The sequence below is a fragment of the Novosphingobium sp. genome (assembly GCF_965229225.1).
In the GTDB taxonomy this organism is placed as follows: domain Bacteria; phylum Pseudomonadota; class Alphaproteobacteria; order Sphingomonadales; family Sphingomonadaceae; genus Novosphingobium.
This window is the reverse complement of record NZ_OZ245867.1, coordinates 785,192-810,407: the sequence shown is the minus strand read 5'-3', so window position 1 is coordinate 810,407 and position 25,216 is coordinate 785,192. Positions and strand designations below refer to the sequence as shown.

At 65.3% G+C, this 25,216-nt stretch carries 25 protein-coding genes; 15 read left to right on the top strand and 10 right to left on the bottom strand.

The features are described 5' to 3' along the window. Positions 1–129: 129 nt before the first annotated feature. The 3 genes from ACO06X_RS03440 to ACO06X_RS03430 all read left to right on the top strand — a co-directional run bounded on the left by ACO06X_RS03440 (position 130) and on the right by ACO06X_RS03430 (position 2,836). Complete coding sequence (locus tag ACO06X_RS03440) at positions 130–432, top strand: hypothetical protein (protein ID WP_421838601.1); 303 nt, start codon at positions 130–132, stop codon at positions 430–432. 287 nt (positions 433–719) lie between these two features. After that, complete coding sequence (locus ACO06X_RS03435; protein WP_147160025.1) at positions 720–1,397, top strand: response regulator transcription factor; 678 nt, start codon at positions 720–722, stop codon at positions 1,395–1,397. Between the two features lie 116 nt (positions 1,398–1,513). After that, positions 1,514–2,836: a sensor histidine kinase gene (locus ACO06X_RS03430; protein ID WP_421839845.1), complete on the top strand. Its 1,323-nt coding sequence runs from the start codon at positions 1,514–1,516 to the stop codon at positions 2,834–2,836. A gap of 120 nt (positions 2,837–2,956) precedes the next feature. Here ACO06X_RS03430 and ACO06X_RS03425 read toward each other — a convergent pair whose 3' ends face one another. Together ACO06X_RS03425 and ACO06X_RS03420 are read right to left on the bottom strand one after the other, a co-directional pair. Further along, entirely contained in the window at positions 2,957–3,316 is a 360-nt protein-coding gene (locus tag ACO06X_RS03425; protein ID WP_421838600.1) for an antibiotic biosynthesis monooxygenase family protein, read from the bottom strand. Next, positions 3,313–3,642, bottom strand: a complete 330-nt coding sequence (locus ACO06X_RS03420; RefSeq protein ID WP_421838599.1) for an NIPSNAP family protein — start codon at positions 3,640–3,642, stop codon at positions 3,313–3,315. Before ACO06X_RS03420 ends, ACO06X_RS03425 begins: the two co-directional genes overlap by 4 nt. An 80-nt stretch (positions 3,643–3,722) precedes the next feature. Here ACO06X_RS03420 and ACO06X_RS03415 point away from each other — a divergent pair, with 80 nt between their 5' ends. Together ACO06X_RS03415 and ACO06X_RS03410 are read left to right on the top strand one after the other, a co-directional pair. Beyond that, positions 3,723–4,064 (top strand): ArsR/SmtB family transcription factor, encoded by a 342-nt coding sequence (locus ACO06X_RS03415; protein ID WP_421838598.1) that lies wholly within the window; start codon positions 3,723–3,725, stop codon positions 4,062–4,064. A gap of 24 nt (positions 4,065–4,088) precedes the next feature. Continuing rightward, positions 4,089–4,406: a hypothetical protein gene (locus ACO06X_RS03410; protein WP_421838597.1), complete on the top strand. Its 318-nt coding sequence runs from the start codon at positions 4,089–4,091 to the stop codon at positions 4,404–4,406. Between the two features lie 94 nt (positions 4,407–4,500). Here the strand turns inward: ACO06X_RS03410 and ACO06X_RS03405 are convergent, their stop codons facing one another. Beyond that, positions 4,501–5,394, bottom strand: coding sequence for a tyrosine recombinase XerC (locus tag ACO06X_RS03405; RefSeq protein WP_421838596.1), 894 nt, complete (start codon positions 5,392–5,394; stop codon positions 4,501–4,503). Beyond that, positions 5,391–6,542, bottom strand: a complete 1,152-nt coding sequence (gene hemW, locus ACO06X_RS03400) for a radical SAM family heme chaperone HemW (RefSeq protein ID WP_421838595.1) — start codon at positions 6,540–6,542, stop codon at positions 5,391–5,393. The genes ACO06X_RS03405 and hemW overlap by 4 nt, the downstream gene beginning before the upstream one ends. A gap of 62 nt (positions 6,543–6,604) precedes the next feature. Between hemW and ACO06X_RS03395 the strand changes: the two genes are divergently transcribed. Next, complete coding sequence (locus ACO06X_RS03395; RefSeq protein ID WP_421838594.1) at positions 6,605–7,252, top strand: CAP domain-containing protein; 648 nt, start codon at positions 6,605–6,607, stop codon at positions 7,250–7,252. Here the strand turns inward: ACO06X_RS03395 and rdgB are convergent. Further along, on the bottom strand, positions 7,197–7,826 hold the full coding sequence (gene rdgB, locus ACO06X_RS03390; RefSeq protein ID WP_421838593.1) for an RdgB/HAM1 family non-canonical purine NTP pyrophosphatase: 630 nt from the start codon (positions 7,824–7,826) through the stop codon (positions 7,197–7,199). The genes ACO06X_RS03395 and rdgB overlap by 56 nt on opposite strands. 121 nt (positions 7,827–7,947) lie before the next feature. Then, positions 7,948–8,664, bottom strand: a complete 717-nt coding sequence (gene rph / locus ACO06X_RS03385) for a ribonuclease PH (protein WP_421838592.1) — start codon at positions 8,662–8,664, stop codon at positions 7,948–7,950. Positions 8,665–8,792: 128 nt separating this feature from the next. On the opposite strand from rph, the gene hrcA reads away from it, so the two are divergent. Next, complete coding sequence (hrcA, locus tag ACO06X_RS03380) at positions 8,793–9,857, top strand: heat-inducible transcriptional repressor HrcA (RefSeq protein ID WP_421838591.1); 1,065 nt, start codon at positions 8,793–8,795, stop codon at positions 9,855–9,857. After that, complete coding sequence (locus ACO06X_RS03375) at positions 9,854–10,417, top strand: nucleotide exchange factor GrpE (RefSeq protein WP_421838590.1); 564 nt, start codon at positions 9,854–9,856, stop codon at positions 10,415–10,417. The genes hrcA and ACO06X_RS03375 overlap by 4 nt, the downstream gene beginning before the upstream one ends. A gap of 133 nt (positions 10,418–10,550) precedes the next feature. On the opposite strand, the gene ACO06X_RS03370 is transcribed toward ACO06X_RS03375, so the two are convergent. After that, the gene (locus ACO06X_RS03370; protein ID WP_421838589.1) at positions 10,551–11,219 is read right to left on the bottom strand and encodes a cysteine hydrolase family protein; all 669 of its coding nucleotides are present in this window, start codon (positions 11,217–11,219) and stop codon (positions 10,551–10,553) included. 157 nt (positions 11,220–11,376) lie between these two features. Between ACO06X_RS03370 and ACO06X_RS03365 the strand changes: the two genes are divergently transcribed. Beyond that, positions 11,377–11,634: a glycine zipper family protein gene (locus ACO06X_RS03365; RefSeq protein ID WP_421838588.1), complete on the top strand. Its 258-nt coding sequence runs from the start codon at positions 11,377–11,379 to the stop codon at positions 11,632–11,634. 20 nt (positions 11,635–11,654) lie between these two features. On the opposite strand, the gene ACO06X_RS03360 is transcribed toward ACO06X_RS03365, so the two are convergent. Together ACO06X_RS03360 and ACO06X_RS03355 are read right to left on the bottom strand one after the other, a co-directional pair. Then, complete coding sequence (locus ACO06X_RS03360; RefSeq protein ID WP_421838587.1) at positions 11,655–12,089, bottom strand: vgr related protein; 435 nt, start codon at positions 12,087–12,089, stop codon at positions 11,655–11,657. Between the two features lie 59 nt (positions 12,090–12,148). After that, positions 12,149–12,709 (bottom strand): copper chaperone PCu(A)C, encoded by a 561-nt coding sequence (locus ACO06X_RS03355; protein ID WP_421838586.1) that lies wholly within the window; start codon positions 12,707–12,709, stop codon positions 12,149–12,151. Between the two features lie 171 nt (positions 12,710–12,880). On the opposite strand from ACO06X_RS03355, the gene dnaK reads away from it, so the two are divergent. After that, complete coding sequence (gene dnaK, locus ACO06X_RS03350; protein WP_421838585.1) at positions 12,881–14,788, top strand: molecular chaperone DnaK; 1,908 nt, start codon at positions 12,881–12,883, stop codon at positions 14,786–14,788. Between the two features lie 74 nt (positions 14,789–14,862). Then, positions 14,863–15,993 (top strand): molecular chaperone DnaJ, encoded by a 1,131-nt coding sequence (gene dnaJ, locus ACO06X_RS03345; protein WP_421838584.1) that lies wholly within the window; start codon positions 14,863–14,865, stop codon positions 15,991–15,993. 173 nt (positions 15,994–16,166) lie between these two features. Here dnaJ and ACO06X_RS03340 read toward each other — a convergent pair whose 3' ends face one another. After that, positions 16,167–18,485, bottom strand: coding sequence for a patatin-like protein (locus tag ACO06X_RS03340; protein WP_421838583.1), 2,319 nt, complete (start codon positions 18,483–18,485; stop codon positions 16,167–16,169). A gap of 237 nt (positions 18,486–18,722) precedes the next feature. Here ACO06X_RS03340 and ACO06X_RS03335 point away from each other — a divergent pair, with 237 nt between their 5' ends. The 4 genes from ACO06X_RS03335 to ACO06X_RS03320 are packed head-to-tail and all read left to right on the top strand — an operon-like array spanning position 18,723 to position 25,215. Beyond that, a complete protein-coding gene (locus ACO06X_RS03335) occupies positions 18,723–20,108 on the top strand; it encodes a TIGR03013 family XrtA/PEP-CTERM system glycosyltransferase (protein WP_421838582.1) in 1,386 nt (461 codons plus the stop codon). Positions 20,109–20,127: 19 nt separating this feature from the next. Then, the gene (prsK, locus tag ACO06X_RS03330) at positions 20,128–22,257 is read left to right on the top strand and encodes an XrtA/PEP-CTERM system histidine kinase PrsK (protein ID WP_421838581.1); all 2,130 of its coding nucleotides are present in this window, start codon (positions 20,128–20,130) and stop codon (positions 22,255–22,257) included. Continuing rightward, the gene (gene prsR, locus ACO06X_RS03325) at positions 22,254–23,645 is read left to right on the top strand and encodes a PEP-CTERM-box response regulator transcription factor (RefSeq protein WP_421838580.1); all 1,392 of its coding nucleotides are present in this window, start codon (positions 22,254–22,256) and stop codon (positions 23,643–23,645) included. Before prsK ends, prsR begins: the two co-directional genes overlap by 4 nt. Continuing rightward, a complete protein-coding gene (locus tag ACO06X_RS03320) occupies positions 23,611–25,215 on the top strand; it encodes a tetratricopeptide repeat protein (protein ID WP_421838579.1) in 1,605 nt (534 codons plus the stop codon). The genes prsR and ACO06X_RS03320 overlap by 35 nt, the downstream gene beginning before the upstream one ends. Position 25,216: the final 1 nt, after the last annotated feature.

Genomic DNA, 25,216 nt, shown 5'->3' with positions numbered 1-25,216 from the left:
CAGTATCAGCTTGGCACCGGCTCGCCTGATCTGCCATAGTGGCCCTACAGGGAAGCGGTTTGCGGGGTGGGGACCCCGCCCGCGCGTTCACAAGCTATTCAAAGGCCGCAGGTTATGGCGCTTCGCATCATGCGCGCAACTTCAGCAATCTTCGCCCTTGGCCTCCTCGTTTCGCTCGCTCCTGCGGCCGATGCGCAGCAGCGCCGCGCTGACGAACAGCGCGAGGCGCGGCTCGATCTGCGCAACGGCAACGTGCGATCGCTGCGCGAGATCGAGGCGCGGGTGCTGCCTACCAAGCGCGGTATGCAGTACCTCGGCCCCGAGTACGATCCGACCGCGATGGCCTATCGGCTGAAGTTCATTCAGGACGGGCGGGTCGTGTTTGTGGATGTCGACGCGCGCACGGGGCAAATCCTGGGCGAATCGCACTGAGCGGCTGCTTTATCTTTCTGATTTCTCGCAGAGACGCAGAGAGATAGGTGAGAGCGCAAAGAGGTTGCCCAGCAAATTGACTTGGTGGCCTTGTCTGGAATCGGGCGCCTTTGGCGCATTCAGTCCGCTTCGCGGTCTCCTTTTCCTTCGCGTCTCTGCGAGAATCCCCTTCTGATCCTTGGCCTTGACGACAAACCGGGCCTGTTCCTTGACCGTTCAGGTTTGTCGCTCCATCAAGCTCCACGAAGATTGGTCCCGCCCGCAGCGGGTACAGCAAGGGGCAAACGATGCGCATTCTGATCGTCGAGGATGAACCGACCCTCGGCAAGCAGCTCAAGTCCACGCTCGAAGCCAACGGCTATGCGGTCGATCTTTCGGTCGATGGCGAGGACGGCCATTTCATGGGCTCGACCGAGGACTATGACGCGGTGATCCTCGATCTGGGCCTGCCGGAGATCGACGGGCTGACGGTGCTGGGCATGTGGCGCAAGGAAGGCCGCAAGTTTCCCGTGCTGGTGCTGACCGCGCGCGACAGCTGGTCTGACAAGGTGGCGGGGCTGGATGCCGGTGCCGACGACTATCTGGCCAAGCCGTTCCAGAGCGAGGAACTGATCGCCCGCCTGCGCGCGCTGATCCGCCGCGCTTCGGGCAATTCCTCGTCGGAACTGATCGCTGGCGGCGTGCGGCTCGATACGCGTTCGGGCCGGGTGACGCTGGATGGCGAGCCGGTGAAGCTGACCGCGCAGGAATACAAGCTGCTGTCCTACCTGCTCCACCACAAGGGCAAGGTGGTAAGCCGCACCGAGCTGATCGAGCACATCTACGATCAGGATTTCGACCGCGATTCCAACACGATCGAAGTGTTCGTGACGCGCATCCGCAAGAAGCTGGGGCCTGATGTGATCACCACCATCCGCGGGCTTGGCTACAGCCTCGACGATCCGGCGCACGGCGGGCGCGGCTGAAAGACCAAGGGGCGCACGGCGTGGAACACAGCGTGATTGCCCCAGGGGAAACCGCTGCCGCGGCGCCTGAGGTGCAACCCGCCACGGCGCCCCACACGGGATCGCTTTCGCGGCGCATGCTGCTGATCGCGGTGGCGTGGATTTCGGTGCTGCTGCTGGGCGGCGGTCTGGCGCTCGACCGGACGATGACCGGGCTTGCTACCCGCAATTTCGACGACCAACTCGGCTATATGCTCACTGCCATGGTGGGTTCGGCGGAAATCGGGCCGGATGGCGAGGTGTTTTTCAACCGTGCACTGGGCGACCAGCGCTTCCTCGAGCCCAATAGCGGCCTTTACTGGCAGATCAGCGGCAAGGGGCACGAGGATTTCCCCTCGCGCTCGCTCTGGGACCGCACGCTCAAGCTCAAGGGCGATCACTTCGACGGCAATCCGCATGTCTATGATAGCGAGCAGTTCGGCGAGGAGCGGCTGCGCATCATTGAGCGGTCGGTCATCCTGCCCGGTAGCCAGATCAACTGGCAGTTCGCCGTGGCGGCGAGCCGCAGCGATCTCGACGCGCAGATCCGGCGGATCCGGGCGATCCTGATCTGGTCGTTTGTGGTGCTGGCGCTCGGCCTCATCGCCATGGCGGCGCTGCAGACCTATTACGGCCTTGGCCCGCTGCGCCGGGTTCGCCGTGCGATTGCCGACATGCGCGAGGGACAGGCGCGGCGGGTGGATGAGCCACTGCCGCTGGAAGTCCAGCCGCTGGTGGAGGAAATCAACGCGCTGCTTGCGCATTCGGAGCGGCAGGCGGAGGAAGCACGCACCCATGCCGGCAACCTCGCCCATGCACTCAAGACCCCGCTGACGGTGGTGATGAACGCGGCGACGGCGAAGGCGGATGACCTTTCCGACACCGTGATTCGCGAGGCGGCGGTGATGCGCCGGCAGGTCGATCACCACCTTGCCCGCGCGCGTGCCGTGGGCCGCCGCGCTACGGGCCTTTCGCGCGCCAGCGTGGGCGAGAGCGCAGAAGCGGTGGAGCGCGCGGTCGTGCGGCTCTATCCGAGCGTCCGCTTTGATATGGACGGCAACCGCGATGTCACGGTAGCGATCGAGCGGCAGGACCTTGATGAGATCCTCGGCAACCTGATCGAGAACGCGGCCAAGTACGGCGGTGGCTCGGTGTTCGTGACGATCGATGCGGTGCCAGAGGACCCGAAGACCTGCGAGATCTGGATCGAGGACGACGGCATGGGCATTCCGGACGGGGCGCGGGACAAGCTGTTCGCGCGCGGCGCACGGCTCGATACCGGTAAGCCCGGCACCGGCCTCGGGCTCGCCATCGTGCGCGACGTGGCCGAGCTTTACGGCGGCTCGATCACGCTGGGCGAGAGCGAGGATCTGGGCGGATTGCTGGCGGTGCTGCGGCTGCCGCGGGTGAACGGGAAATAGGGGCTTTGGCGGTTTTTCGTGCGGTGTTGTGATGTTGAAACGAGCGGTATCTGGGACACTCTTGCCGTTCAGTTTCAACATGTTGAAACTGAACGGTTGCTCCAGGCACGTCCGCGATATTCAGGCTTGCGGTGATTGACCGTGGTAGGCCGTACTATCTGTCGGTGCTTGCTCGCGTTCGTGCAAGCCATAGTCACGCATAACGCTCACCACTCTCAAGCGATAATCCTGGAATATGCCCCTTCGGCCTCTAGCCTGTGTCGCACGGTGATGCGGCAAATTGCGCCAGTTTTGAACTGCCTGTTCGTTACGGAAAAACGAAAGTGAGAGCAATTTGCCGGGTTCGCTAAGGCTTTCAAACCGCTCAATCGAAATAAAGCCGTCAAGCTGGACAAGCTCATCCTTCAAGGCAGCAGCAAGATCGAGATACTCTTGTGTCCGGCCCGCAGCGGGGTACACTTCGAAGATAACACCAATCATGGCATCATCAGGGGTGCATGTGGCGCCGATGCTAGCCGCAGGAAAAGCCGGTCTTCGCTGCGTATGAACTGCTCGCGCTTTGCAAATTCATAATTGGCGCGCCCTTCATCATCTTTGGCAAGACGCGCGCGATATTCCTCATAAGCCGCGAGGCTTGCGATATTGTAAATGCCATAAGCAGTAGTGCTGGACCCTTCATGTGGTGCATAATAACCAATCAGGTCCGCGCCACATCGGGGGATTGAATTGCCCCAATTGCGCGCATATTCTTGAAACGCTTCGACCTTGAATGGGTCAATTTCATATCGAATAAAGCATGTAATCATAAAGCATCTCCGTAGCTCCTATCAGCCGGACAGCGCGGTATCAGTTTGATTTGCGGAAATGCTTCGTTCATGAGCGAACTATGAAAGACGGCCCAGACATTGCCCGGATAGCCGCGCTGATAGGCGATCCCGCACGCTCTAACATCCTGACCGCGCTCATGGTCGGCAAGGCACTTACGGCAACCGAGCTTGCTCAAGAAGCAGGAGTGACCGCGCAAACCGCAAGCGTCCATTTGTCAAAGCTGGACGAAGGCGGACTTGTCTCGGCGCGCAAACAAGGGCGACATAAGTATTTTACGCTCCGATCACCTGGCGTCGCGAGTCTCTTGGAGGCGCTAATGGGATTGGCTGCTGACACGGGACACTTGCGCACCCGAACGGGTCCACGGGACGAGGCGCTCAGAGCGGCGCGTATTTGCTAAAACCATCTGGCCGGCGAGGCAGGCGTGCAACTCTATGACAGTTTGGTGAAGCGGGGTTATCTCGGCATAAATGAAATGGAGCTATTACTCAGCGAGGATGGCTATCGGTTCATGTCTGAATTTGGTCTGAACCTTGATAGCATTGATTTACGGCGCGCGCCGCTTTGTCGAGAATGCCTTGACTGGAGCGAACGCCGATCACACCTTGCGGGCAGTTTAGGCCGTTTGCTGCTCAACCACATGAGAGAGCTGAACTGGCTTCGTGTCGAGAATGGTTCACGCGTCATCACTTTCTCAAAAGGCGGCAAAGCGGCTTTTTCAAAATACTTTCCCGTTATCTGATTCCGAATAGCCAATGTCACCTTCAGACCATTAGTGTGCGATCACGGCATAATCTGGGAGCGACACAAGTTGGTCGCAAACCGCCGTCACAATCCTAGGCTCTTGGATGTGCGTTCCGGTAGACGTCGAGTAGCGTTGCCGCATCGACCTTGGTGTAGATCTGCGTCGAGGACAGGCTGGCGTGACCGAGTAGCTCCTGAAGGCTCCGGAGGTCTGCGCCCGCGCCCAGCAAGTGTGTCGCGAAGCTGTGGCGCAGGGCATGAGGGGTGGCCGTGGCGGGCAGGCCGAGCACGGTGCGTGCGCGGGCGACGGCGCGCTGGATCATGGCTTGGGCGAGCGGGCCGCCCTTGGCGCCGCGGAACAGCGGCGCGTGGCGCTCGAGCGGGAAGGGGACTTTGGCCGCATAGTCCTCCACCGCCGCCTTCACGATGGGCAGGATGGGGACAACGCGCTGGCGGCCGCCTTTGCCTGTCACGGTCAGTACATCGGCCAGTGGCAGCGCGGCGGCGGTGAGCGACAGCGCCTCGGCAATGCGCAGGCCTGCGCCGTAGAGCAGGAGGAGAACCGCGCGGTCGCGCGCGCCGATCCACGGTTCGCTGCCTTCGCCTTCGACCATCGCGGCGAGGTTCACCGCGTCATCCGGGGTGACGGGGCGGGGCAGGCCCTTCTTGATCCGGGGGCCGCGCAGGCGGGGCGGCGGGGCATCCGCGCCGCCGACCTGCGTGCGGGCGAAGGCGAGGAAGGCCTTGAGGGCGGATAGCTCGCGCGCGGCAGACACGTTGCCGATGCCATCGGCGCGGCGGGCCGCCAGCTGCGTGCGCACATCGCCGACTTCGAGGCGGGCGAGCGTGGCCCAGTCATGCGGCGGGGGCAATGCGGCAAGCAAGCGCGCGGCGGTGGCGACATAGGCGCGCACGGTGTGCGGTGAACGGCGGCGGGCGAGCGCGAGGTGATCGCGCCAGGCTTCGAGCAGATCGGGGGCGCTCACGCCGCCACGAGTCCGGCGGGGACAAGCTCCGCCAGCAGGCCGTCGAGCAGCGGCATGCCCGCATCGGTCACGATCAGGCGGTCGGCGCGTTCGTTGAGCAGGCCTTGCGCGGTGTAGAATGCGCGCTTGGCAGGATCGATCAGATCGGTTTCGGGAAGGCCGAAGCGCTGGGCCAGCGCGGCAGGCGCGATGCCTTCGTCGAGGCGCAGGCCCATGAGGAGCGCTTCGGCGGCCTGTTCGCGAATGCCGAGCTCGCGAATCTCGGCGATGCCGTGGCGCTGGGCGCTGACGGCCTTGAGGAAGTTCTCGGGCTTGCGGTGGCGCACTGTGGCGAAGCCGCCGCGCCTGCCGTGGGCGCCTGGACCGATCCCTACATAGTCCTGATAGCGCCAGTAGACGAGGTTATGGCGGCTTTCCTCACCCGGGCGGGCGTGGTTGCTGATCTCGTAGGCCGGAAGGCCGGCGGCCAGCGTGCGCTCGCGGGTCAGGGCGAAGAGATCGCCCGCCATGTCATCATCCAGCGGGGTGAAGCGGCCCTCGCGCACCAGCGTGGCGAAGCGCGTGCCGGGCTCGATCGTGAGCTGGTAGAGCGAGAGATGACCCGTGCCGAAGGACAGCGCGCGGGCGAGTTCGGCCTCCCACAGTGCGGGCGTGTGATCGGGCCGGGCATAGATCAGATCGAAGCTCACGCGGCGGAAATGGCGCTGCGCCACATCGAGCGCAGCGAGGCCTTCGACGGCATTGTGAAGCCGGCCGAGGAACACCAGCGCGGCATCGCCCAGCGCCTGAAGGCCGAGCGAGACGCGGTTGATCCCGGCCTTGGCCAGCCCGGCGAACCTGGCCGCCTCGACCGAGGAGGGATTGGCCTCCAGCGTGATCTCGATATCCTCGGCAAAGCGCCAGTGGCGGCCTGCGGCCTCGATCAATGTGGCCACCAGCGCAGGGGGCATGAGCGACGGGGTGCCGCCGCCGAAGAAGATCGAGGTAAGCTCGCGGCCACCCGTGAGCGCCGCCTCATGGGCCATGTCGGCAAGCAGCGCCTGCTGCCATTCGCCGACGTCGATGCCCTCTCGTACATGGCTATTGAAGTCGCAGTATGGGCACTTGGCGAGGCAGAATGGCCAGTGGATATAAAGGGCGAAGGCCATGCATCTTTCCAGCCTGAGTCGGGCGGGTAAAGTCAAGGGCCAAAGGCTTGGGGAAAGCGCATATGTGGAGCAGTCGAGCACTTGCGATCACTATTCTTGCTGCCGTGATGGCCGCGCAGCCGGCGGCAGCGCAGGTGACCGTGACGCCTGTCGAGACGGTGGGACCGCGGCTGCTCGCCGCGCAGAATGCCGAACGGCTGCGGCTGCGGGTGAAGCCGCTCGTCTGGAGCGCCAAGCTGGCCGAGCATGCGAAGAAGTGGGCGCAGACGCTCGCCGTGTCCGACATGTTCGAGCACGCGCCGGTCGGTGCCGATGGCGGGGAGGGGGAAAACCTCTGGACCGGCACGAAGGATGATTACACCCCGGAAGAAATGATCGGCTTCTTCATCGACGAGGGAAAGCTCTTCAAGCGGCGCAAGTTTCCCGATGTCTCGACCACAGGACGCTGGGAAGATGTGGGGCACTATACGCAGATCGTGTGGAAGGATACGCGCGAAGTGGGCTGTGCGATCGCCAGCAACCGGCAGAGCGACTATCTGGTGTGCCGCTATTTCCCTGCTGGGAATGTCATCGGGCAGCAAGCCTATGACTACAAGGCTGCTGCTGCCCTCGCTACCGCTCCAGTCACAGCCGCGCCGGTCGCTCCGGCGGCCGTCAGTCCGTCAAAGCCGAAGAAACCAGCTTCGAAAAAGCGTCGGCGCGGTGGCTGATGCGGTGCTTTTCGGCCGGGTTCAGCTCGGCAAAGGTGCGCGCATCGCCAGTGGGCACGAACACCGGATCATAGCCGAAGCCTAGCGTGCCGCGCGGGGGCCAGGTGAGCGTCCCCGTGGCGCGGCCTTCGAACACCGCCTCGCGGCCATCGGGCCAAGCGAGCGCGAGGACGCAGGCAAACCAGCAATCGCGCGGGGTATCGGGGCCGATCTCTGCAAGCTTGCCCTCGACCTTGCCCATCGCCATGTACCAATCGCGGCCCGGCCCGCCTTCGTAGGGCGCGGCTTCGGCCCAATCGGCGGTGTAGACGCCGGGAGCGCCGCCGAGCGCAGCGACGCAGAGGCCGGAATCATCGGCAAGCGCTGGAAGGCCCGAGGCGCTGGCCGAAGCGTGAGCCTTGATCAGTGCGTTTTCGGCAAAGGTGCTGCCCGTCTCGGCGGGTTCGGGCAGGCCGAGTTCGCCCGCCGAGAGGCAGTCCATGCCATAAGGCGCCAGCAGCGCCCGGATCTCGCGCAGCTTGCCCGCGTTGTGGGTGGCGATGACGAGTTTTCCGGGCGGGAGCAGGCGGGTCATGGTCTTGCCCCCGACTCTTCGTCATTCCCGCGCAGGCGGGAATCCAGAGCGGCTGACGCTGCGCCTTGGGCTCTGGATCCCCGCCTGCGCGGGGTTGACGAGGGTAGGTGGGGGCAGAAAGTCATTGGCCGACGGCGCGGGCCTGGGCGGCGAAGATTTCCGTGCAGCCGATGCGGGCGAGGCGCAGGAGGCGCAGCAGGCCTTCCTCGTCATAGGTCGCGCCTTCGGCAGTGGCCTGGACTTCGGCGATATGGCCGCCCTCGATCAGCACGAAGTTGGCGTCGGCGTCGGCCGAGCTGTCCTCGATGTAGTCGAGATCGAGAACGGGCGTGCCCTGATGGATGCCGCAGGAGATCGCGGCGACCTTGCGGGTCAGCGGGTCTTCCTTGATCGCGCCGCTGTCCATCAGCGACTGCACGGCAAGGCGCAGTGCGATCCACGCGCCGGAGATCGAGGCGGTGCGGGTGCCGCCATCGGCCTGGATCACGTCGCAATCCAAGGTGATCTGGCGTTCGCCGAGCTTCTTCATATCGGTGACAGCGCGCAAGGAACGGCCGATCAGGCGCTGGATTTCCTGCGTGCGGCCCGATTGCTTGCCCTTGGCAGCTTCGCGGCCGCCGCGCGTGTGGGTGGCGCGGGGGAGCATCGAGTATTCCGCCGTGACCCAGCCTTCGCCCTTGCCGCGCATGAAGGGCGGCACGCGTTCTTCGACCGAGGCGGTGACCAGCACCTTGGTATCGCCGAAGCCGATCAGCACCGAGCCTTCGGCGTGCTTGGTGAAGCCGGTCTCGATCGTGATGGCGCGCATTTCATCTGCGGCGCGGCCTGAGGGACGCATGAGAATTCCTTTGTTGAACGATTGCGCTGCCTTTAGCCCGCGCGCCGCGGAAAGAAAGGCCCCGCGGCACGAAAAGACGGGGGCCTCGATGCCTTTCACGGCGGGATGAACTGTCCTAGATAGGTGCCATGGCAGGACCCGGACTTTCTGAACTCTCGCTCCGCGCCCGCGAAATCTTCCGGCTGGTGGTCGAGGGGTATATCGCCAGTGGGCTTCCCGTCGGCTCGCGCACCCTCGCGGGGAGCGGGGCGGTGGGGCTTTCTTCGGCCTCGATCCGATCGGTGTTGCAGGAATTGCAGGATGCGGGGCTGCTGGCCGCGCCGCACACCAGCGCGGGGCGGATGCCGACCGAGGTTGGCCTTCGGCTGTTTGTCGATGGGATCATGCAGGCGGCGGAGCCTTCGGCGGCAGAGCGCGCGCAGATCGAGCGGGGGCTGGCAGAAGGCGGCACTATCGAGGCGGCGCTGGCGGCGGCAAGCTTGGCCTTGTCCGATCTCTCGGCCGGGGCGGGCGTGGTGATGGTGCCGCACCGGGAAATGCGGCTGGCACAGATTTCCTTCGTGCCGCTGGGGCCGGCGCGGGCGCTGGTGGTGCTGGTGGGGGATGACGGCACTGTCGAGAACCGGGTGATCGATCTGCCGGGGATGACGAGTGCCTCGACGCTGGAACAGGCGGGCAATTTCCTGACGGCGCGCATGGCGGGGCGTACGCTGGCGGATGCCTTTCAGGCGATCCGCGCGGAAATCGCAGGCGGGCGCTCTGCGCTCGATGCGGCGAGCGCAGCGCTGGTCGAGCGGGGGCTGGCGGTGTGGAGCCGCGACGCGGCGCAGCGGCCTGTGCTGGTGGTGCGCGGGCAGGCCAATCTGCTCGACGAAGCGGCGCTGGGCGATATCGAGCGGGTGCGGCAACTCCTCGATGAATTGGAAAGCGCCGAGGCGATTGCGGGCGTGCTCGATGCCGCGCGCGAGGCGGAAAGCGCACGCATCTTCATCGGCAGCGAGAACCGGCTGTTCTCGCTTTCGGGCTCTTCGGTAATTGCCGCGCCATGGCGTGACGGGGAGGGCCGCGTGGTCGGCGTGGTGGGAGTTATCGGGCCGACGCGGTTGAATTATGCGCGGGTTGTCCCCATGGTTGATTTCACGGCTCAATCCTTGAGCAGGATCATCACGCAGGACGGATTTACGCGAAAATGACTGACAACGACACGCGCCCGACGGATGCAGAAGTGGCAGCTGAACTTGAAGGCGTGCCTTCCGAACTGACCGAAGGCGGCGATGGCCTGGGCGAACTCGTGGAAGCGCTGAAGGGCGATCTCGAGGCGGCGAAGCAGGACGTGCTCTACGCCAAGGCCGAGACGCAGAACGTGCGCCGCCGCATGGAAAAGGAAATGGCCGACGCGCGCGCCTATGCCGCAACGGCCTTTGCGCGCGACATCCTCTCGGTGGCGGACAACCTTTCGCGCGCGCTCGAATCGATTCCTGCAGAACTGCGCGCGGACGACAAGATGAAGAACCTTGTCGCCGGGCTGGAAGCTACGGGGCGCGAGATCGAGAAAGTCTTTGCCAGCCACGGGATCAGCCGCATCGCCGCCAAGGGCCTGCCGCTCGATCCGCACCAGCACCAGGCGATGCTGGAGATCCCCTCTGCCGATGTGGAGCCGGGCACGGTGCTACAGGAACTGCAGGCCGGCTACATGATCAAGGACCGCCTGCTGCGCGCCGCGATGGTGGCGGTGGCGAAGACGCCGGATTGAGGGGTTTCGCTTCCGACAATACCGCCCACATCCGCTCACCCTGAACTTGTCGAAGGGTGCTGGCGCAGCCGTCGTGCATGATGCTTCGACAAGCTCAGCATGAGCGGGTTTGGGTGCAGGGATGGGGGCAAATTCAGCCCAGCAACCCCACCACCTCATCCGTGTCGTAAAGATCGGCGAAGACGAACGCCATGCTGTGCAGCGTTGCGGCGTGTTCGGCGTCGGTCAGCGCGGCGTTGGCATCGCCTGCGAACAGCACGCGGTAGTTGAACTGCATGGCATCGCGCGCGGTGCTTTCGCAGCAGCAGTTGGTGAGCGTGCCGGTGATCAGCACGGTATCGATGCCGCGTGCCTTGAGTACAGCGTCCAGATCGCTGGTGCCTGGGGTGAAGCCGCTGAAGCGGTGCTTGTCGACCACCGCGTCTTCGGGCTGGACATCGAGCGTCGGCCAGAAATCATGATAGTGCGCGCCCGGCGTGAAGGCGGCGCGGTGGGCCGCTGCGCCTGAACCCAGCCGGCGGACGAAGACCGACCAGCTGGCCGCATCGGGCGTGGTGAAGCGCAGGAACACGTTGAGCCCGCCTCCGGCGCGGACGGCGGCGCTGATGCGGTTGATGTTCCCGACGATCTCGCGCGCCATCGGCACTTCGACCGGCGAGCCCTGCTCCATGAAGCCGTTCTGCATATCGACGCAGATGTGGGCGAGGCGCTTCGGATCGATATCATCGAACACATTGCGCACGCCACCGCGCGCGGCGGCGACCGTATCGAGGATGGCGTGGGTGTCTACGGCATGCGGCATCGGCGCGGTCCTTTTTCTGCGCGGCAAACGTGCCATGGCTGCGCAGGTCTGCGCCAGAGCGGGGCAGCGGACCTTTCGCGTGGCGGAACCTGGCGGCGGGTCGCGCGTTTGTGCCTGAGCAGGGACAAGCATCCGGGGGCGACAAGGAGTCTGGACGATGAAACGCAAGATCATGCTTCCCATGGTGGCCGTGGCGGCGCTCTCGCTTGTCGGCTGCGCACGGAATTACGGCGCCGAAGGGGCGCTGCTGGGCGCTGCGGGCGGTGCGGTGATCGGCGGCGCAACAGGCGGCGATGTCGGCACCGGCGCGGCGATCGGTGCGGCGGCTGGCGCGGTAGGCGGTTCGCTGATCAAGAAGCACGGCCGCTGCTATCGCCGCGATCGCGATGGCTATGAATACCAGGTTCGCTGCTGACGGGCCGCTGCCGCTCCCGGTCAGGCAGACCTGACCGGGAACGGCAGCACGGTTTGCAGCGCGGCAAGCGAAGGTGCCGCCGCATGCGGCCCGCCCCTCGCGGCGAGGAAGGCGTGTGCGACGAGTTCGGCCTGCTGCTCGATGCCGTAGGATTTGAAGGGCCGCGCTGCATCGAAGTGGTAGTCGTAGCGGCAGAACGGATGGCGCATCAGCGGCAGGTAGAACCGGCCGCGCTGCTGGGTCTGCCAGACATGCACGAGTTCGTGGATGAAGAGGCCCTGCAGACCGAGCGGGGCCTGCGCAAAATCGTCGCGGTAGTGCGGGCTTGCCGGGTGGAAATGGACGTGCCCCATCGGCGCCATCACGGTGCCGCGCGGCTGGAACGGGAAAAACCGGCGGCGCCGGATCCGCACGGGTGCGAGATCGAGGGCGCCGCCGAAAACGCTTTCCGCCATGGCCCGTTCGCCCGGCGTGAGCGGACGTTCCCCGCCGGGAGGGACCCTGTGCGGCAGGGTCACATGTGATCCATCATGCCTTCCATCGCACCGGTTTCCTCGACTTTCGCGAAAGTGCTCACCTTGTCACCATTGGCGAGCGTGAAGGTGACTTCGACGTCCTTGCCCGCCTTCACCGTGCTGGCGAGATCGAACAGCATCACATGATAGCCGCCAGCCTTGAATTCGGCGGGCTGCTTTTCGCTGAAGCTGACCGAGCTGACTGGGGCCATCGACGATACGCCGTTCTCGGTCTTGCTTTCGTGCATTTCAGCGCGCCCGGCACCGTCGACATGAACGGCCACGAGCGTGTTGGCCTTGCCCGCAGTCTGCTGGATCGTGAAATAAAGCACCCCGGGATTGCCGGGCACGGCGGGCAGCTTGATGACCGGTTCGATCACGCTGACGTTCGGCGCATTGTCGGGCGCCAAGGGGTTTTGCGCAGAGCCGGGAGCGGCGCTAGCCGAGGCCGTTGCGGCGGCATCGGGCGCATTGCCGCTGCAGGCAGCGAGCGCGAGCAGGCTCGCCGCAGCAGCAAGGGCGAGGCCAAAGCCGAATGCATTGGAACGGATAGGGGGCATCGAAGCTCTCTCCAGTCTTGAATCGAGATGTAATATAGGCGCGAGGCTGGGCCTTGTCCCGGGCAGAAGGCGACCTATATCGCCCTCTGTCAGAGCTGCATAGACGAAGGCTCGCCCAGTTCGGGGGGCGCTTCAAGCGCGGCGTCTAGTGGGCAAGGAAACAGGAACACCATGGCTAAAGTTATCGGTATCGACCTCGGCACGACCAACAGCTGCGTTGCGGTGATGGACGGCGGCACCTCGAAGGTGATCGAAAATTCGGAAGGCGCGCGCACTACGCCCTCGATCGTTGCTTTCACCAAGGATGGTGAGCGCCTGATCGGGCAGCCAGCCAAGCGCCAGGCCGTGACCAATCCCGACAACACCATCTTCGCGGTGAAGCGCCTGATTGGCCGCCGCTTTGAAGATCCCATGACCCAGAAGGACATGGCGCTGGTTCCCTATGGCATCGTCAAGGGCAAGAACGGCGACGCCTGGGTCAAGGCGGGCGGTGAGGACTACAGCCCCTCGCAGATTTCGGCTTTCATCCTGCAGAAGATGAAGGAAACCGCGGAAAGCTATCTCGGCGAGACCGTGACACAGGCCGTGATCACCGTGCCGGCCTACTTCAACGACGCGCAGCGCCAGGCGACCAAGGACGCCGGCCAGATCGCGGGCCTTGAAGTGCTGCGCATCATCAACGAGCCGACCGCGGCCGCGCTGGCCTACGGCCTCGACAAGCAGGACGGCAAGACCATCGCGGTCTACGACCTTGGCGGCGGCACGTTCGATATCTCGGTGCTCGAGATCGGCGACGGCGTGTTCGAGGTGAAGTCGACCAACGGCGATACGTTCCTTGGCGGTGAAGACTTCGACAACGTGCTGGTCGAATACCTCGCGGACAAGTTCAAGGCCAAGGAGAACATGGATCTCCGCACCGACAAGCTTGCCCTTCAGCGGCTTAAGGAAGCGGCTGAAAAGGCCAAGATCGAGCTTTCGAGCGCGCAGACGACCGAGATCAACCTGCCCTTCATCACCGCGCGCATGGAAGGTGGCAGCACCACCCCGCTGCATCTGGTGGAAAACGTCACCCGGTCTGACCTTGAGAAGCTCGTCTCTGGCCTGATCCAGCGCACGCTGGAGCCGTGCCGCAAGGCGATTGCCGATGCCGGCCTCACCGCCAAGGACATCGACGATGTCGTGCTCGTCGGCGGCATGACCCGTATGCCGCGCGTGCGTGAGATCGTGAAGGAGTTCTTCGGCAAGGATCCGCACACCGGCGTGAACCCGGACGAAGTCGTCGCCATGGGCGCGGCGATCCAGGCCGGCGTGCTGCAGGGCGATGTGAAGGACGTGCTGCTGCTCGACGTGACCCCGCTTTCGCTGGGTATCGAGACGCTGGGCGGCATCATGACCAAGATGATCGACCGCAACACCACGATCCCGACCAAGAAAAGCCAGGTCTACTCGACCGCCGAGGACAACCAGCAGGCGGTGACGATCCGCGTGTTCCAGGGCGAGCGCGAAATGGCGCAGGACAACAAGCTGCTCGGGCAGTTCGACCTTGTCGGCATTCCGCCGGCGCGGCGCGGTGTGCCGCAGATCGAGGTGACTTTCGACATCGACGCCAACGGCATCGTGAACGTCAGCGCCAAGGACAAGGGCACCGGCAAGGAACAGCAGATCCGCATCCAGGCCTCGGGCGGGCTTTCGGACAACGACATCGAGCAGATGGTCCGCGATGCCGAAAAGTTTGCCGAAGAGGACAAGAAGCGCCGCGAGGCGGCCGAGGCGCGCAACAACGCCGACAGCCTTGTCCACGCGACCGAGCGGCAGCTTGAAGAGAACGGCGACAAGATCGACGCTGCGCTGAAGGCCGAGATCGAGGCCGCGATTGCGGAAACCAAGACGGCGATCGAAGGCGGTGATCCGGCTGATATGAACGCCAAGACCCAGGCGCTCACCGATAAGGCGATGAAGATGGGCCAGGCGATCTACGAGAAGGAGCAGGCCGCTGCTTCATCGCCTTCGGCCGAAGCTCCGAAGGACGCCGAGGACGTGGTCGACGCCGAATTCTCGGAAGTCGACGACACCAAGTGATGTTGCGTTAAGTCGGCCCGCCGCCTGCCTTTCGGGTGCAGGCGGCGGGCCGCTGTTCTTGGATGGGGACCGCAATGTCGGCTGAAATTGATTTCTACGAACTGCTCGAGGTGGAGCGCACCGCAGACGAGAAGGTGCTCAAGTCCGCCTATCGCAAACTCGCCATGAAGTTCCATCCGGACAAGAATCCGGGGTGCCAGGACAGCGAGGCGAAGTTCAAGCAGATCAACGAGGCCTATGCCTGCCTCTCCGATCCGCAGAAGCGGGCGGCCTATGATCGCTATGGCCATGCCGCCTTCCAGCAGGGCGGCCAGGGTGGCGGCGGCGGCTTTGGCGGCGGCGACTTCGGCGATCTTGGCGATATTTTCGAGACGATCTTCGGCGGTGCATTCGGTGGAGGCGGCCGCCAGCAGGCCCGCCGCGGCGCGGACATGCGCTATGACATGGAAATCACGCTCGAGGATGCGTTTCACGGCAAGTCGGTCGAGATCGCGGTCGAGGTGGCACAGAGCTGCCAGCCCTGCGGCGGCACCGGCGCAACGCCTGGCACCTCGGCGCGGCGCTGCAACTTGTGCGGCGGGCACGGCAAAGTGCGCGCGCAGCAAGGCTTCTTCATGGTCGAGCGCACCTGCCCGACCTGCCATGGCCGCGGCGAAGTGATCGAGAGCCCCTGCAAGAGCTGCCGCGGCGAGGGCCGTGTCGATGCCGAGCAGAAGCTTGATGTGCAGATTCCGGCTGGCGTGGACAACGGCACGCGCATCCGGCTGGCCGGCAAGGGCGAGGCCGGGCCGTTCGGCGCGCCTGCAGGCGATCTCTACATCTTCCTTCACGTGAAGCGCCACCGCATGTTCGAGCGCGAGGGGACGACGCTGCTGACACGCTGCCCGATCAGCTTCACCAAGGCTGCGCTGGGCGGGGAGATCGAAATTCCAGGGGTCGACGGAGCGCGCCACAAGATCGAGATTCCCGCCGGCATCCAGTCCGGCAAGCAGCTGCGCAAGCGCGGTGCGGGCATGCCCGTGCTGCAAGCGCGCGGCATGGGCGATCTGGTGATCGAGATTCAGGTCGAGACGCCGACCAAGCTGTCTGCCCGCCAGCGCGAGTTGCTGCGCGAGTTCCAGGCGACTGAAACGGGCGAGGAAACCCCGCAGTCGAAGGGGTTCTTTGACCGGATCAAGGATGCCTGGAACGATCTGACGGAGTAACGCTGTTTATGCGGCGGCGCGGAACGAAAATGGTTCGCGCAGAGATCGCAAAGATCGCAGAGGCTCAGTTCAATTCGGCGAAGCCAATTCAGCTTGAGGCTTAAGGTCGCTTTCGGCTGGCGCCTGTGGAGCACAGATTTTCTCTGCGGCCTCTGCGCGAACCACTTTGCGTTCTAACCGCTCGCAAACATCGCGTTCACTTCGGCGATCACGCCATCCACCATGCCGGGCTCGGCGGTCAGGCGCGGCTTTTCCTCATCGAGGATCGCGAGGAAAACGTCGCGCTTGAAGGCGCGGATCATGCCGGGCGGGAGCGACGGTTCGGCGGTCGAGGCGATCAGGTCCACCGTGCGCTCGGCACCGTGGAGGCGGCCCCAGAGGTAGTCGTTCTCGCGGTAGGCGCGCGCGAAGAAGGCGCCGAAGTGGAAGAATTCGACGCCCTTCAGGCAGGCGTAGGTGCCCCCGGTGCGGATCGACAAAGCGTCTTCGGGCGAAATCCGGTCGACCTTCACGGGATCGAATTCGCCCATGCCCTCGCCCTGCAGCAATGGCAGGGTGGCTACATCGTAGAACGGGAAGCCGAGGTAGGCGTAGAGGAAGCGCCGGCGCAGCGGCTTGCTCATCGCGGCGAGGCCTTCGACAATCATCGCATCGACGGCAAGGTCGATCCCGGTGAGATCGCGCCGGGCGGCGATGGCGGCAAGCACTTCGGCGGGGCGGGCGAGCGCGCTGGCGGCGACGGCCGCGAAGTCCTCGCCCAATCCAGCCGCAGTCTGCTTGGCCTGATAGAGCGCTTGTGCGCGGTAGACCATGTCGCGTGCGGTCTCGCGCTCGGCAGGGCTGATCCCTTCGGCATCGTCCCAATCCTGCGTGAGGCGGCGGGCGAGCAGCTTCAGGCGGCGGATGCGGAAGCCAAGATCGTGCGCGCGGAAAAAGGCGATGGCCTCGTTCGTGGCGCCGCCCCTGGCCTGCGCGAGCCGGTCGAAGCCGAGCGTGGCGAGATGCGCCCAGAGTTCAGCCTCGACCGCGCCGCGTGGCGGGGCTTCGATCATCGCTTCCTCGATCACCAGCGCGAGCGATGCGACGACGCCGGCGAGCTTGACCTGCGCATAGCCGTGGAAGGCGAAGCCGGCCTGCTCGGCCGCTGCTTGCTGGGCTTTGGCGCGCCATGCGGTCAGGCGTTTGAGCGTGGGTTGATCGAAGAAGAAGGTATAGCCGAACAGGCGCTCCACCGCCGTATCGATCTCACCGCGCAGGGTATCGACGATCATCCGCAGCCGCGCTCGTTCGCGCGATTGGGCCTCCAGTGCCTCAAGGTTGTCGCGGATCGGCTGTTCGCGCGGGATCGACGAAAGCGAGCCGAAGATGGCCGAGAAGAAGCCGACCGATCGCTCCATATGGTCGGGCATGGGCGTGCGGGCCGGGCTGGGATCGATGTAGACGAACCGCCGATCGACCTCGCGCTGCGCGGGCCGGTCGCGCAGCACAGCCATGGCCGGGGCAAACGGCCGGTTGACCAGCACCGCACCATCGACCAGCGCGACTTCGCCAAGCTGGCCGCGCTTCCAGCGGCTGGGCATCACCCGCTTGAGGAAGGCCTCCCGGCCGTGCCAGGCAAGGCCGCGCTCGGTGGTCAGCCGGTCCATTTCCGCGAGCATGAGCGGGGGGAATGCGCCGGGAAAGCTGGCGGTCGAGCGGGCGGCGAACACGAGTTCGGCGCGCTCGGCAATGTCTTCGCCCGCACCTGCGGAGGCATTGCGGCGAAAGCCGATGGCGAGCCGGTGCTCGCTTTCCTCGACAATCGGTGGGCTGTTGAGGCGCAGATCTTCGCGGTGGCCGTTGAAATCCGTGGCTGTGACCAGCAGATCGAGCGGGTGGCCGGCCGGAAGCAAGGGCGCGCTGCCGCTGCCGGTTTCAGCCATCGCATCAAAGGCTTCGGCGAGGAGATGCGAGAAGCCGATTCCGCTGAACGGCGGCGCGAACCAGCGCGCGCGGATGAGGTGCGAGAGCTTGAGGCGCACTTCGCGGCGCGTGTGGGCCGAACCCACCGTGCGGCTGACGACATTCCCCGGACGCTTGAGGAGGAACCAAACCAGCGGCTGGGCCCAGAACTTGGCAAAGCGGCTCCACGGCCGGGCATCGGGATCGAGCAGGATTTCAACGTCCGCCCGCTCCAACCAGAGCGTGGTCAGCGGCTCCAGGCTCTGCCCGCTGGCCAGCGCCTGCGCGAGGAATACGCCGTTGATCCCGCCCGCGCTGGCGCCCGAGATGATATCGGGAAGGATGCGCAGCCTGAGATCGCGCGTAGACTCCAGCAGTTCGAGCAGGCGCCGGTAGACTGCCTCGGCACCGCTGCCGGCAGGGGCTTCATCATGAAACGCGCGGCTGGCGCGCGTGGCGTACCAGATCTCCTTGGTGACGCCGTGCATGTAGACCGCAAGGCTGATCCCGCCGTAGCAGACCAGTGCGAGCCGCAGTTCCTTTTCCCGCATGACAAGTAACATGACAGCCTTCGCAGCGCTTCGCCAGTGCGGTGCTTGCATATGACTGTGCTGTAAGCCGCACCGACATTCCGGGCAGGCACTCGCGCCCTGGCAGCGAAAAATCGGGCAATCCAAAGGTTAACACGCCGAAACAGGGTGTCAGATTTACCGACGCTTTACCCCTCTGGGCCTAAACCGCGACGAGAAGGTCCGCACCGGGCCGCATAGACGGATGATTGCGGCACCATGATCCGCCTGTTCAAACTCTACATTCCGAACGCGGTGTTCCTGCTGGCACTGCTCGATTTCATCCTGCTGATCGCATCGGGCGAACTGGGCTGGACGGTCCGGGCGAACCAGATCGGCATTGATGGCGGCGTGGTGGGGGATCGGTGGATGCCACTGCTGATTTTTGCCGGGCTGGTGCAGACCGCGATGATCGCGGTCGGGGTCTATGGTTCGGATGCGCTGCGTTCGATGCGCTATGCCACCGCGCGGCTGCTGGTGGCGATCAGCCTTGGCATCATCGCGCTTTCGGTCGTCTATTTCGTGCTGCCGGGCCACACCCTGTGGCGGTCCAACCTGTTCTACGCAATGTTCATCGCGATGGCGCTGCTGGTGTTCATCCGCATCCTGCTGGGCGGCCTGCTCGGCACGGCAGTGTTTCGCCGGCGCGTGCTGGTGCTGGGCGCGGGCGACCGCGCTGAGCGCCTGCGCCAGCTGGGTGAGCGGGTGGAGGCGGGCTTCGTGATCGTCGGCTTCGTCGGCATGAGCGACAGCGCGCCGGTGATCAAGGAAGCGATCAACCGCAACGCGATCCACAATCTCACGCGCTATGTCGAGAACCTCGGCGTCAGCGAAGTCGTGCTTGCGCTGGAGGAGCGCCGCAATGCGCTGCCGCTCAAGGACTTGCTTCGGATCAAGACGACCGGCGTCCACGTCAACGATTTCTCGACCTTCATGGAGCGCGAGACCGGCCGCGTCGATCTCGATACGGTCAACCCGAGCTGGCTGATCTTCTCCGACGGGTTTTCTTCGGGCCGCATGATTTCGAGCGCCTTCAAGCGGATCTTCGATATCTGTGCGAGCCTCCTGCTGCTCATCCTGACCGCGCCGGTGATCGCGCTTTTCGCGATCATCGTGAAGCTCGACAGCAAGGGGCCGGCCTTCTTCCGCCAGACCCGCGTGGGGCTCTACGGGCAGAACTTCAGCCTGATCAAGCTGCGCTCGATGCGCACCGATGCGGAAGCCGCAGGGGCGCAGTGGGCGGCCAAGGACGATCCGCGCGTGACCCGCGTGGGCCGCATGATCCGCAAGCTGCGCATTGACGAGCTGCCGCAGGCCTGGACCGTCCTCAAGGGCGAGATGAGCTTTGTCGGCCCGCGTCCGGAGCGGCCCGAGTTCGTCTCCGACCTCGAGGAAAAGCTGCCCTATTACGCCGAGCGCCACATGGTGAAGCCGGGCATCACCGGCTGGGCGCAGATCAATTATCCTTATGGCGCCTCGATCGAGGATTCGCGCCACAAGCTGGAATACGATCTCTATTATGCCAAGAACTACAGCCCGTTTCTCGACCTCCTGATCCTCCTCCAGACGCTACGCGTGGTGCTCTGGAACGAGGGTGCGCGCTGAGCGGTAGCGGGGAACCCCCATGCAAAGTCCGCTTGGATGGATCGGCCTCAGCCAGTGGAGCTACCTCGCCGCGGCGTTCGCGGCGATGCTGCTCACGGTGTGGCTGGCTGACCGGCAGCGGCGCGGCAGGGAAAGCAGCCGCGCGCTGATCGCGGCGCTGACGGTAACCACGGCCTGGACCCTGCTGAGCTCTTCGTTCGGTCCGAATGCAGCGCTGACGCAAGTGTTCGAACTGGCGCGCAATCTGTGCTGGTTGGCGGTGGTCTATTCGCTCTTCGCGCGCGACAACCGGCATACCAGCGTGGTGCAGGTGCGCCCGGTGCTGGCGGTGCTCGCGATGGTCGAGCTGTTCCAGATCGTGCTCATGGTGCTGGCGATCCGCTTTGCCGCGATTTTGCCAGCTGTTGCGATGATCTTCCAGCTTTCGGTGATGTTCCGCCTGCTGCTGACGACGGGCGCGCTGGTGCTGGTGCACAATCTCTATGTTGGCGCGCTGAGCGGGCAGCGCGATGCCGTGCGCTGGACCGCGCTCGCGCTCGCCCTGATGTGGGGATACGACCTCAACTTCTATACGATCGCCTATCTCGGCCGGACCATCCCGCTCGAAATGGTGGCCCTGCGCGGCCTTGTGCAGATCGGCACGATCCTGCTCGTTTCGATCGGCGCGATGCGCGGCGGATCGGCGCTGCGTTTTTCGCCCAGCCGGTCGGTGGCGTTTCAGTCGCTCTCGCTGCTGGTGATCGGCGGTTATCTGATCCTGATGGTCGCGGCGGCCCAATCGGTCGCGTGGCTTGGCGGCAATGTCAGCCAGTTGGCGCAGCTGGGCTTTGCCTTTGCGACGACCGTGGTGATCCTCGCGCTGGTGCCTTCAGGGCGCCTGCGCGGCTGGCTCAACGTGATGCTGGCCAAGCATTTCTTCCAGCACCGCTATGACTACCGCGCCGAGTGGCTGCGCTTCACCCGCACCATCGGGCGCGGCGGGCAGGGGGCGCTGCCGCTCCATGCGCGCGTGGTGCAGGCGCTGGCCGACATTACCGACAGCGCCAGCGGGCTCATGCTGATCCCGGGGGAGGGCGGCGATCTGGTGCTTGCAGCGCGGTGGCAGTGGCCGACCATCGAGGTTCCGGCCGAGGCCATGCCGCTCGATACCGCACAATTCTTCGAACGGCGCGGCTTCATCGTCGATCTCGACGAAGTGCGGGCCGGCACCGACCACGAGGGCGAAATCGCGCTCATGCCGCAGTGGCTGGTGGAAGAGCATGGCGCATGGGCGCTGGTGCCGCTCTTGTACTTCGATCGGCTCGTCGGCCTTGTCGTGCTGGGTCGTCCGCCGCTGGCGCGCAAGCTCGACTGGGAAGACTTCGATCTCCTGCGCGTCGTGGGGCAGCAGCTGGCCAGCTACATCGCCGAGCACAACGGCCAGAGCGCACTGCTCGAATCGAGCCGGTTCGATGAATTCAACCGCCGCATCGCCTTTGTGATGCACGACATCAAGAACCTCGCCAGCCAGCTTGCGCTGCTCGCCCGCAATGCCGAGCGCCATGCCGACAATCCTGCGTTCCGCAAGGACATGCTGGTGACACTGACCAATTCCGCTGACAAGCTCAACGCCCTGCTGGCGCGGCTTTCGCGTTATGGGGCGGGCGGCGTGCAGCGGCTGGAGGCGGTTGATGCGGCCGAAGTCATCGAAGCCGTTGCCGCGCGCTATCGCGGGGCGGGGGGCGAGTGCCCGGTCTATGTCACCCAGAGCCAGCCCTGCCATGTAACGGCGAGCCGCGAGACGCTCGAACAAGTGCTCGCGCATCTCGTTCAGAACGCGATCGACGCTAGCCAGCCCGGCATGGCGGTCCTGCTTCAGACGCGGCTCGATGGCCTGAGCGGCGTGATCGAGGTTTCCGATACCGGCTCCGGCATGAGCGCGGACTTTGTGCGCAACCGCCTGTTTACACCGTTCGTCTCGACCAAGGCGGGCGGCTTCGGCATCGGCGCGTTCGAAGCGCGCGAACTCGTACGCGCGATGAACGGCCGGCTCGAAGTGGAGAGCCGCGAGGGTCTTGGCAGCCGGTTTGCGGTGCGCCTGCCGCTGGTGGTGGCGACCGAACTCGAAACACAGCCTGACGGTACGTCGGGCGACAAGAAGGTGGCATGATGATCCAGGACCGGCCCCCGAGTGCTGTAAAGGCGCTCCCCAAGCTCCTCATCGTCGAGGATGATCCGGGCCTGCAGGCGCAGCTCAAGTGGGCCTACGAGGACTTTGAGGTGCTCATCGCGGGCGACCGCCAGACCGCGCTTGCCCTGCTGCGATCGGAAGAGCCATCGGTGGTAACGCTCGACCTCGGCCTGCCGCCCGATCCGGATGGGACGAGCGAGGGCTTTGCCGTGCTCGATGCGATCATGGCGCTGAAGCCCGATACCAAGGTGATTGTCGCCAGCGGCCACGGCGCACGCGAAAGCGCGCTCAGGGCGATCAGCCAGGGCGCTTATGATTTCTACGCCAAGCCGGTCGATATCGATTCGCTGGGCCTGATTGTGCGGCGCGCGCTGCACCTTCACCGCATCGAGGCGGAGAACCGGCAGTTGGCCGAGCGGGCACCTGAAGGCAACAAGGTGCTGGGCCGCCTGATCACCGGTGCGCCCGAGATGGTCAAGGTCGCGCGCACGATCGAGCGTGTGGCGGGGACCAATGTCTCGGTCATGCTGCTGGGCGCAAGCGGCACCGGCAAGGAACTACTGGCGCGCGGCCTCCACGAAGCGAGCCCCCGCCGGCAAGGCACGTTCGTTGCGATCAATTGTGCGGCGATCCCCGAAAACCTCCTCGAAAGCGAGCTGTTCGGCCACGAGAAGGGCGCCTTCACCGGCGCGGTCAAGACCACCGAAGGCAAGATCGAGCAGGCCAGCGGCGGCACGCTGTTCCTCGATGAAGTGGGCGACATTCCCTTCCCGCTGCAGGTCAAGCTGCTGCGCTTCCTGCAGGAGCGCACGATCGAGCGCATCGGCGGGCGGCGCTCGATCGAGGTCGACACGCGGATCGTGTGCGCAACCCACCAGAACCTTGAGGCGATGATCACCGACGGACGGTTCCGCGAGGACTTGTTTTATCGGCTCGCCGAGATCGTCGTGCGCATCCCGAGCCTTGCCGAACGGCCGGGCGATGGGGCGCTGCTCGCCAAGGTCTTCCTCACGCGCTTTGCGGCGGAGATGAACCCCTCGGTCAAGGGCTTCGCGCCCGATGCGCTGGCCGCGATCGATGCCTGGACGTGGCCGGGCAACGTCCGTGAACTCGAAAACCGGGTGAAGCGTGCGGTGATCATGGCCGATGGCAAGCTGGTGGGCGCCGCCGATCTCGATCTGGCCGAGCCGGGCGAGGACGAGGCCAATCCGCTCAACCTCAAGTCCGCGCGCGAGGCGACCGACCGCAAGATGATCCGCCATGCGCTGGCGCGGAGCGAGGGCAACATCTCCAATACCGCGCGCCTGTTGGGGATCAGCCGGCCCACGCTCTATGATCTCCTCAAGCAGTACGACCTTCAGCATTAAGCGGGCGCTCGGCCTTGCGGTGGGGGCCTTGCTGCTGGCCGGGCCGGCAGCGGGGGCCTCGCGGCTCGATGACTTGCGTGCGAAGGCGCAGGCGGCAATCGAGCGGCGCGATCCGGTCTCGGCCGAAGTCATGCTGCGCGCCGCGATCAAGGGCGGCACCCGCGAGGACGAACTGCGGGCGCATCTGGGCGAGGCGCTGCTGGCCGAAGGGGACCGCAGCGAGGCGCGCAAGGTGCTGGAAGGCGGGACCTTCGCGCCCGGTACCGAAGCACTGGGCTGGCGGGTGCGCGGCCAGATCGCGCTGGCACAGGGCGATCTGCGCGGCGCAGCGAACGCATTCGATACGGCGCTGAGGGCCAATCCGAGGGATTCCGACCTCTGGGTCGCCATCGCGTCGCTGCGCTTCTCGGGCGGGGAGCAGCTGCAATCGATCGAGGCGGCAGACCGCGCCGTTGCGCTCGATCCCAAGAATGCTCGCGCGCTGGCCTTCCGGGGCCTGCTGATCCGCGAACAATATGGCCTCGCCGCTGCGCTGCCCTGGTTCGAGGCGGGGCTCAAGGTGCGGCCCGACGATCCGGCGCTGCTCGGCGAATATGCCGCGACGCTGGGCGATATGGGCGCGTATCGCGGAATGCTGATCGTGTGCCGCAAGCTGGCGCAAGTCGATCCCAAGAACCCGCGCCCCGCTTATTTGCAGGCCGTGCTCGCGGCGCGCGCCGGGGAAACCGATCTGGCTCGAACGATCCTGCAGCGTACGGGCAACGCCTTTCGCGACATGCCCGCCGCCGTCATGCTGACCGGCGTGCTCGAATACCGCGCGGGCAATATCAACGTGGCGGTGGAGCAGTTCGACCGGCTGGTGCGCCTGCAGCCGGACAATCTCGAGGCGCGGCAGATGCTGCTGCGCGCCATGTCGCGGCAGGGCAGTGATCAGCCGCTGCTGGGCCGCTTCGACAAGGATGCCATGCAGGCGACCGCGCCGCCTTATACGCTGCGTCTGGTCGGTACGAGTTGGCAGCGGCTGGGCAACAAGGCCCGTGCCGAGGCGCTTTTTGCGCGTGCGGCGCACCCTGTGGCTCACGGTCCGGTGCCGCTGCCCACCGAATTCACCGCAGCCGTGCTGGGCGGTGCCTATGCCGATGCGCCGAACCGGGCGCAGACGGCGGTGCCCTATATCCGCGCGTTGCTGAAGGACGGCCGCAATGACGAGGCGCAGGCGGCGGCGGACCGTCTGCGCGATGCCAATCCCGGCGCGGCCGAAGCGCACCTCCTTGCCGGAGACGTGCGGACCATGCGCGGTGATGCGGCGGGCGCACTTGTGGATTATCAGAACGGCGCATCGATCCGCTTCAACGAGCCGGTGCTGCGGCGCATGGATGCCACCCTGCGCGCGCTCGGCCGCACGCGTGATGCCGATTCCATGACCTCCCGCTATCTGGCCCAGAACCCCCAGAGCCTGCTGGCGATGAAGCTGCTCGCCGCCGCCTGGGCAAGGGAACCCCGCCGCGATGCCTATCTGGCGATTTCGCGGGCCCTTGCCGCGCGCGGTCAGCCCCAGCCGGTGCAATAAG

What these genes read in the sequence shown, in the direction of transcription:
- ACO06X_RS03440 (WP_421838601.1), top strand. Translation starts at nt 130, where the DNA reads ATGCGCGCAACTTCAGCAATCTTCGCCCTTGGCCTCCTCGTTTCGCTC.
- ACO06X_RS03435 (WP_147160025.1), top strand. Translation starts at nt 720, where the DNA reads ATGCGCATTCTGATCGTCGAGGATGAACCGACCCTCGGCAAGCAGCTC.
- ACO06X_RS03430 (WP_421839845.1), top strand. Translation starts at nt 1,514, where the DNA reads ATGCTGCTGATCGCGGTGGCGTGGATTTCGGTGCTGCTGCTGGGCGGC.
- ACO06X_RS03425 (WP_421838600.1), bottom strand. Translation starts at nt 3,316, where the DNA reads ATGATTGGTGTTATCTTCGAAGTGTACCCCGCTGCGGGCCGGACACAA.
- ACO06X_RS03420 (WP_421838599.1), bottom strand. Translation starts at nt 3,642, where the DNA reads ATGATTACATGCTTTATTCGATATGAAATTGACCCATTCAAGGTCGAA.
- ACO06X_RS03415 (WP_421838598.1), top strand. Translation starts at nt 3,723, where the DNA reads ATGAAAGACGGCCCAGACATTGCCCGGATAGCCGCGCTGATAGGCGAT.
- hemW (WP_421838595.1), bottom strand. Translation starts at nt 6,542, where the DNA reads ATGGCCTTCGCCCTTTATATCCACTGGCCATTCTGCCTCGCCAAGTGC.
- ACO06X_RS03395 (WP_421838594.1), top strand. Translation starts at nt 6,605, where the DNA reads ATGTGGAGCAGTCGAGCACTTGCGATCACTATTCTTGCTGCCGTGATG.
- rdgB (WP_421838593.1), bottom strand. Translation starts at nt 7,826, where the DNA reads ATGACCCGCCTGCTCCCGCCCGGAAAACTCGTCATCGCCACCCACAAC.
- rph (WP_421838592.1), bottom strand. Translation starts at nt 8,664, where the DNA reads ATGCGTCCCTCAGGCCGCGCCGCAGATGAAATGCGCGCCATCACGATC.
- hrcA (WP_421838591.1), top strand. Translation starts at nt 8,793, where the DNA reads ATGGCAGGACCCGGACTTTCTGAACTCTCGCTCCGCGCCCGCGAAATC.
- ACO06X_RS03375 (WP_421838590.1), top strand. Translation starts at nt 9,854, where the DNA reads ATGACTGACAACGACACGCGCCCGACGGATGCAGAAGTGGCAGCTGAA.
- ACO06X_RS03370 (WP_421838589.1), bottom strand. Translation starts at nt 11,219, where the DNA reads ATGCCGCATGCCGTAGACACCCACGCCATCCTCGATACGGTCGCCGCC.
- ACO06X_RS03365 (WP_421838588.1), top strand. Translation starts at nt 11,377, where the DNA reads ATGAAACGCAAGATCATGCTTCCCATGGTGGCCGTGGCGGCGCTCTCG.
- ACO06X_RS03360 (WP_421838587.1), bottom strand. Translation starts at nt 12,089, where the DNA reads ATGGCGGAAAGCGTTTTCGGCGGCGCCCTCGATCTCGCACCCGTGCGG.
- ACO06X_RS03355 (WP_421838586.1), bottom strand. Translation starts at nt 12,709, where the DNA reads ATGCCCCCTATCCGTTCCAATGCATTCGGCTTTGGCCTCGCCCTTGCT.
- dnaK (WP_421838585.1), top strand. Translation starts at nt 12,881, where the DNA reads ATGGCTAAAGTTATCGGTATCGACCTCGGCACGACCAACAGCTGCGTT.
- dnaJ (WP_421838584.1), top strand. Translation starts at nt 14,863, where the DNA reads ATGTCGGCTGAAATTGATTTCTACGAACTGCTCGAGGTGGAGCGCACC.
- ACO06X_RS03340 (WP_421838583.1), bottom strand. Translation starts at nt 18,485, where the DNA reads ATGCGGGAAAAGGAACTGCGGCTCGCACTGGTCTGCTACGGCGGGATC.
- ACO06X_RS03335 (WP_421838582.1), top strand. Translation starts at nt 18,723, where the DNA reads ATGATCCGCCTGTTCAAACTCTACATTCCGAACGCGGTGTTCCTGCTG.
- prsK (WP_421838581.1), top strand. Translation starts at nt 20,128, where the DNA reads ATGCAAAGTCCGCTTGGATGGATCGGCCTCAGCCAGTGGAGCTACCTC.
- prsR (WP_421838580.1), top strand. Translation starts at nt 22,254, where the DNA reads ATGATGATCCAGGACCGGCCCCCGAGTGCTGTAAAGGCGCTCCCCAAG.
- ACO06X_RS03320 (WP_421838579.1), top strand. Translation starts at nt 23,611, where the DNA reads ATGATCTCCTCAAGCAGTACGACCTTCAGCATTAAGCGGGCGCTCGGC.